The organism is Shewanella mangrovi (assembly GCF_000753795.1).
In the GTDB taxonomy this organism is placed as follows: Bacteria; Pseudomonadota; Gammaproteobacteria; order Enterobacterales; family Shewanellaceae; genus Shewanella; species Shewanella mangrovi.
The window spans coordinates 21,997-28,419 of record NZ_JPEO01000027.1 but is presented as its reverse complement, the minus strand read 5'-3'; the positions used below and the strand labels follow the sequence as shown (position 1 = coordinate 28,419).

General features: G+C 49.0%; 7 protein-coding genes. 2 read left to right on the top strand and 5 right to left on the bottom strand.

The features are described from left to right. Positions 1-51: 51 nt before the first annotated feature. Complete coding sequence (locus HR45_RS19150; RefSeq protein WP_052074838.1) at positions 52-984, bottom strand: general secretion pathway protein GspB; 933 nt, start codon at positions 982-984, stop codon at positions 52-54. Next, positions 984-2,576 (bottom strand): ExeA family protein, encoded by a 1,593-nt coding sequence (locus HR45_RS18420; protein WP_037445740.1) that lies wholly within the window; start codon positions 2,574-2,576, stop codon positions 984-986. The genes HR45_RS19150 and HR45_RS18420 overlap by 1 nt, the downstream gene beginning before the upstream one ends. Before the next feature lie 159 nt (positions 2,577-2,735). Between HR45_RS18420 and HR45_RS18415 the strand changes: the two genes are divergently transcribed. Together HR45_RS18415 and HR45_RS18410 are read left to right on the top strand one after the other, a co-directional pair. Then, positions 2,736-3,962, top strand: coding sequence for a multifunctional CCA addition/repair protein (locus HR45_RS18415; protein WP_037445749.1), 1,227 nt, complete (start codon positions 2,736-2,738; stop codon positions 3,960-3,962). 214 nt (positions 3,963-4,176) lie between these two features. Next, positions 4,177-4,443 (top strand): Lpp/OprI family alanine-zipper lipoprotein, encoded by a 267-nt coding sequence (locus HR45_RS18410; RefSeq protein ID WP_037445739.1) that lies wholly within the window; start codon positions 4,177-4,179, stop codon positions 4,441-4,443. Between the two features lie 75 nt (positions 4,444-4,518). Here HR45_RS18410 and HR45_RS18405 read toward each other — a convergent pair whose 3' ends face one another. Genes HR45_RS18405 through folB form a run of 3 tightly spaced genes read right to left on the bottom strand, consistent with a single transcriptional unit; the run spans position 4,519 to position 6,189 of the window. After that, entirely contained in the window at positions 4,519-5,319 is an 801-nt protein-coding gene (locus HR45_RS18405; RefSeq protein ID WP_037445738.1) for an undecaprenyl-diphosphate phosphatase, read from the bottom strand. A 21-nt stretch (positions 5,320-5,340) separates the two neighbouring features. Next, complete coding sequence (gene folK, locus HR45_RS18400) at positions 5,341-5,829, bottom strand: 2-amino-4-hydroxy-6-hydroxymethyldihydropteridine diphosphokinase (protein WP_037445748.1); 489 nt, start codon at positions 5,827-5,829, stop codon at positions 5,341-5,343. Between the two features lie 9 nt (positions 5,830-5,838). Next, positions 5,839-6,189, bottom strand: coding sequence for a dihydroneopterin aldolase (gene folB, locus HR45_RS18395; RefSeq protein WP_037445737.1), 351 nt, complete (start codon positions 6,187-6,189; stop codon positions 5,839-5,841). Positions 6,190-6,423 lie beyond the last annotated feature (234 nt).

The window sequence follows — 6,423 nt, the reverse complement described above, 5'->3', positions numbered from 1 at the left end:
GCCACCTGCTATGCAGGTGGATTTTTACTATTATGTAGAGCATTATCACTGCTATATGGCGGGTACCCGAAAACGCGTGCCTTGAATCGCCAGCACCACATCGTTAGGCCTAATCTCAACCACGGTCAGTTTCTGCTTTATTTTATCACCTTGCTGCAATTCCTTGCCGTCAACATTGATCCACCGCTTCTGTGGATTAGTGGCGTAAAGATGGGCGGTAATATTGAACTCTGGCACTTGCAGCTGCAGCCCGGCAGGGAGCTCACCATAGGATGGATAATAGGTTGGCGTCGCAGGCTGAACTTGATCAACAGGCTGGCCGTCATCGCTCATCGCATTCCGCTTTTCAATTTCGCTCAGCGCTGCCTGAAAACGGTTCATCAGTTCATCATTTACGGCATCAGCCTGCGCTGGTGCCGAAGACTGAACACTGTTAACAACAGAGCTGTCAGCTTGTACGTCATCTTGCTGCTCAGCCTTTAACTGACGCAACATCGCTAAGCCTTTATCGTTGGCGTTGGCTCCCAACATAATCGGCTCATTTGCTGAATTTGCACTTGTGGAATCTGCAGTTGAGTCCGCCATAGTCTCACTACGGTTGGTATTGGCTAAGTTCATTTGAGTAACTGCGGGAGATTGCACAACCTGTGCTGGCTGCTCCGCAGGCAACTGCCGAGGCCGTGGCAGAGTCACCTTCCCCGCTAACGCCACCTCAGGCGCAGCAGTCACTTTAGCTTCAGCCTTGACTGGTACTGCCGTAGCGACTTTTTCTGCTTGAGCGTTATCTGTCTTACTACTGACGTTTTGCCAAGCAAGATACCCCAGAGCAGCCACCACGATGACTAATAAAGCGGCAATGACAACTAGCAATATGCCGTAGTGATTTTTCTCAACAATCGCAGGTCGAGGCGCTGTAATCGGATCGAACTCAGCATCGTGTTGCTCCTGTTTAGAGCGCGATACTGCATCTAAAAGAATCGACATTAGCTTTGGCCTCCAACTAATGCAGGGCCATGATGTGCACCGTACAGACCTAACAAGGCGATAGTACTCGCAGAAGCTCTGCCATCAACGGTCACATTGTGCAGACTTTGAAACTCTCTAATCGCTTGTTCTAGCTCGGCGTCAAAGTAGCTCATTGCACGGGCTGGGCGTTGCTGCGCACGCGCTAAGCTGTCTTCCAACCATTGCACTTGCGCTAAGCTAGCACTTGGAGACACTTCCGTTGGCGCACCTTCTGCCTTTTTTGCCAAGAGTTCATAGGTGCCGGTAAAGTGTTGCTCAAACCACGTTTGCGTGACCCAGAACTGCTGTTCGTTGAGTTGCAACAACAATTGCTGCGCTTGCTTTTTCACCAATACGCCATAAAACAACTGTTGTTCAGACTTCAAATAAACCACTGCGGGGTAGTTCAAATTCAGCAACTGCGTCAAGGAGCCTTGCTGTTGAGTGCAGACCATTCCCAGCTCTTGGGCTGACTGACACGCAGAAACACCTGCGTATGGCGCCTCCCCCCATAACGCAAATAAGCCCGCATAGGCGTTATCGATGTTATGACTTTGAGCGATTGCACCATCTAACAACTGATTAGCGACGCTTGCTTGAGGTTGTGGCGCCGGAACTGTCACCTCAGCGCTGTTGACCTCAGTCTTATGCTCTGCCGTATAGGCTTGTAGCTGAGGGCTGAACCACCATACTCCAGTGGCTGCGGCTGCCAATACAATCACGGCGGCGCTGGCCCATGCCCACTTGCGACCTCCGCGACTCGGCTTTTCACCTAACACCTCTTCCGCGGCCGCATTGATCATCTGCTTATTGATTGGCGTGCGATTTTGACCATATGCCGCCATGAGTGCTCGTTCACAGAGCAGATTGATGACCCTTGGAATACCACCGCTGTAGCGATGTAGTGCTTTAATGGCACCCCGATTGAATAACGGCTCGTTACGACCTGCAACGCGCAAGCGATGTTGTACGTAAAGCTCGACCTCTTGTTCAGTAAGAGGGAGCAGATGGTAACGCGCGGTGATACGCTGCGCCAACTGGCGTAACTCTTGCCGTTTAAGCAGATGTTGCAACTCTGGCTGGCCAATAAGGATCACCTGCAACAGCTTTTTGGTATCAGTTTCGAGGTTGGTCAGTAAACGCAGTTGCTCCAACACTTCAGCTCGCAAGTGCTGCGCCTCGTCAATGATCATGACGGTATTGCGCCCCGCCTTATGATTTCTTAGCAGGAATTGACTAATCAAATCGGTGAGTTGCTTCAGCGTTGGATTTTCGCCATAGCTGATGCCGAGTTCATCACACAAGGTTGCCAACAACTCGGACTCAGTCAATGAAGGATTGAGAATAAATGCCGTATCGGTATTTTCGGGCAGTTGTCTCAGTAAGCAACGTGAAACCGTTGTTTTGCCGGTGCCAACCTCGCCCGTCAAAAGTACAAAACCACCGGTCTCACCTAAGCCATACATCAAGTGCGCCAACGCTTCGCGATGTCGGTCACTCAAAAACAGATAGCTAGGGTTTGGAGCAATGGAAAATGGGTTATCTGTCAGTCCAAAAAACGCCTTGTACATGGGGCCGAGAAATCCTTGTGTGTAGAGTGCTGCCCAGTTTAAGACATGGCTAAAGATTGTCAAAACTCTGCATTGCTAAATGTGCAGCCGTTAAAAAACTGCTCGGTGATTGGCCGCAAATGTTATGCTGCGCCAGTAAACAGTTCGACAGGAGTTATTGTGCAATTTTATCTTGTGGGCGGTGCCGTCAGAGACAAATTACTCGGCTTACCGATAAAAGACAGGGATCACCTCGTTGTTGGGGCAACCGTCGCTGAAATGCTGACGCAAGGCTATAAGCAGGTGGGTAAAGATTTCCCGGTATTTCTGCATCCCAAAAGCCAAGAAGAGTACGCCCTCGCCCGCACAGAGCGTAAAACGGGCCGCGGCTATGGCGGCTTTACCGTCGATGCTAGCCCGGAAGTTACACTTGAAGAGGACTTATTGCGCCGCGATTTAACCATTAACGCCATAGCGGAAGACGAACACGGCAATTTGCACGATCCTTTCAATGGCCAACAAGATATACAACAACGCATTCTGCGGCATGTATCACCGGCGTTTGTTGAAGATCCCCTGCGTGTACTCAGAGTCGCCCGCTTCGCTGCCCGCTTTGCGCCGCAAGGTTTTAGCGTTGCTCCCGAAACCATGGCGTTAATGCAAGAGATTGCGGCCTCCGGCGAGTTAGAAGCATTGACGGCTGAGCGTGTTTGGCAAGAATTAGAACGCGCGCTCAATACTCAAGCTCCATGGGTATTTTTTGAAGTTTTACGAGACTGTCATGCGTTAGCACGGTTAATGCCGGAGCTTGATGCGCTATTTGGCGTTCCGCAACCGCCACAATGGCACCCCGAAATAGACACCGGCGTACATACCTTGATGGCGCTGAAACAAGCCTCCTTGCTTAGCCAAGATGCCCAAGTGCGCTTTGCGACCTTGCTGCATGACCTAGGTAAAGGACTCACACCTAAAAGTCTCTTGCCTAAACATCATGGTCATGGGCAAAAAGGGCTGGCACCAATTAAAGCGTTCTGCGAACGGATAAGAGTGCCAAATGAGTTTCGAGATCTCGCCTTATTAGGCAGCGACCTCCACCAAGACATTCACAATCTCACGCAGATGAAGCCCAGCACAATTTTGCGTAAGCTCGATAAGGCCGATGCTTGGCGTAAACCTCAAAGAATCGCGCAGCTACTCATAGTGTGTGAAGCCGATGCTAAAGGCCGTACAGGATTTGAAACAGTGCCATACCCGCAGGCGCAGCTATTAGCAACTATGGTCGACCAAGCCAGTAAAATTGACGTTAAACCGATTTTGGTTGAGGGCTATAAAGGCGCTGAAATTAAAGAGCAGTTGGCGAAACGAAGAATAGCCATTATCGGCCAACTATTAGCGAACAGTGAATAAAGGCGATAAAACACTAGAATTAGATAAATATTCCAGAAAAATCCGTAAATTGCTCGTAAAGGTTGCATTTATCGCCATATTCGATATCGTTAAACATACCTTTATTTTTTGGCCCCCATAGCCAAGTGAATTTTGGCTGTGAGATAATATACAGGATCGGTTTCGTTGGAACCGAACCACTAAAAACCAAACCTCTCTAAAAAGGGATTTCTCCATGAACAAAAAAGTACTGATGATTGCTGGCGTGGCTCTTACTGCTCTGCTCGGTGGTTGTGCTAACACTACCGCTCTGGAAGAAAGTGTTGCTAACCTGGGCTCAAAAGTTGATCAACTGTCTGCCGAAGTTAGCGCTCTGAAATCAGAACAAAGCTCTCTGTCTGCTGACGTTAAAGATGCAAAAGCTGCTGCAGCTGATGCTCAAGCAGAAGCTAAGCGTGCTAACGATCGTTTGGACAACGTTGCTTCTCGCTACAAGAAGTAATGACGAGACAGCTCAGCTGTGTCAAAGATCGGCAACACCTAGGTGTTGCCGATTTTGTTTATAAGGTTTGATACTCTACAGAAACAGGAAAGCGCACAAGAACAGGCCGAGCGCTAAGCGATAAATCACGAACGGCAGCATGCCCATTTTACTGATGATTTTTAAGAAGAAATGGATACATGCGTAAGCAGCTACAAATGACAACAGTGTCCCAATCCACAACGCATGCACATCTACCGCATCTGGGCTTTCAAGCAGATCTTTTCCGACAAGAATAGCCGCACCTAAACTGACAGGCACCGACATCAAGAATGAAAAGCGTGCCGCCGCTTCACGGGTTAACCCGAGCATTAACGCTGCCGTCATGGTTGCACCCGAGCGAGAAGTGCCGGGAATCAATGCCAATGCCTGCGCGAATCCAATCATTAAGGCTTTGCGCCAACCAGTTTGATACTCGGTCAACTGCCGCTTACCGGCAACATCCGCCCACCACAGCAACAGACCAAACACCACAGTGGTCACGGCAATAACGGCCGAGCTGCGTAGGTTATTTTCAATAAAATGCTTTGCGGTGAAGCCAAAAAACACGGCAGGGATCGTTGCCAGAATAATCCACCAGGCTAACGTACTTTCAGCTGATGACTTGCGTTTAACCACACTTACCGTCCAAGCACCGGCCATTGACACCAATTCACGCCTAAAATAGATCACCACCGCCAACAACGAGCCAGTGTTAACTGCAACATCAAACGATAATCCTTGATCCGGCCAGCCTAAAATCTGCGACGGGAGAATCAGATGCGCCGAACTCGAAATAGGTAAAAACTCGGTCAATCCTTGGATCAGCGCCAACACAATAACTTGAAAAATATCCATACAGTCCTCAAAAACTCGGCATCACTGCCAATCAAAGTCCACCGGCCACAATCGTTGTTGTGACTTATCATAATTTTGCCAAAGGGTTTGGTAACTCAATGCAGAGGTTGGATGCACTAACTGCGGTGCAAGTTCCGCAAGTGGCCATAAAACAAAAGCATTGCTGAGAATTTCGGCGCGCGGTAACACTACCGGTTCGGTAACCACTAAATCATCGTAAAGCAGTAAGTCGATATCGAGGGTACGCGGTGCAAACTTACGCGCATTTGCTGCTCGCCCATGACGACGTTCTATCTGTTTGAAACGAGTCACTAACCCGTCAATGTCGAGCAAGGTATCGGCTGCAATCACCATATTGAGAAAATTATCACCGCTAAAACCCACGGCTTCACTTTCATAGACAGAAGATAATGCCAACTCGCCAAACAACGCCCGTAGCTCAGTGATGGCCACTCGAATGTAGTTAGCGGGGTCAATATTACTGCCGATACTGATGTAGATTTTTGCCATGACCAACAATTACCTACTGCGTTCAATTTCTACGCCGACATTGTCGGCAATCGCGACGGCTCCGGGCTTCATGATGCGTACGCGAACCCATGGCGCCTGAAATTCGTTGAGTATGCATGCCGCGACCTTCTCCGCCACCGTTTCAATCAACTCAATCGGTGCTGCGGTGATCAGTGCGACAACACGTTTACTGACAGTGTCGTAGCAAAGCGCTTTACTGTAATCGTCATGCTCCGCGGCGGCACGGTTATCCCAACCGATATCCAGATCGATTTGTAATTGCTGGTGCAGCTGTTTTTCCCACTCGTAAATGCCGATAACGGTATCTACCCGTAGGCCTCTAATTAGCACTTTATCCATGAATTTTCTCGTAACCTCGGAGGTCAGATAAGCTGATCGGCATAAAGCCGTTATAATCGCGCGCTTCGATGCAATATTTTCCGTGTTTTTGCTTTCGGCTCAAGCGAACATTGAGTAGGATAAGACACTGAGATTAAAGCTTTAAGCGAAAATGTCTCATCTGGTCGATGTAGCAATATTCATCAAGATGTATCTGCGTATTGGGCGCGATAATACCCTAAGACGATAAGGACA

Bases quoted from the DNA above. Each gene is read 5' to 3' on its own strand.
- HR45_RS19150 (WP_052074838.1), bottom strand. From the start codon at position 984: ATGTCGATTCTTTTAGATGCAGTATCGCGCTCTAAACAGGAGCAACAC.
- HR45_RS18420 (WP_037445740.1), bottom strand. From the start codon at position 2,576: ATGTACAAGGCGTTTTTTGGACTGACAGATAACCCATTTTCCATTGCT.
- HR45_RS18410 (WP_037445739.1), top strand. From the start codon at position 4,177: ATGAACAAAAAAGTACTGATGATTGCTGGCGTGGCTCTTACTGCTCTG.
- HR45_RS18405 (WP_037445738.1), bottom strand. From the start codon at position 5,319: ATGGATATTTTTCAAGTTATTGTGTTGGCGCTGATCCAAGGATTGACC.
- folK (WP_037445748.1), bottom strand. From the start codon at position 5,829: ATGGCAAAAATCTACATCAGTATCGGCAGTAATATTGACCCCGCTAAC.
- folB (WP_037445737.1), bottom strand. From the start codon at position 6,189: ATGGATAAAGTGCTAATTAGAGGCCTACGGGTAGATACCGTTATCGGC.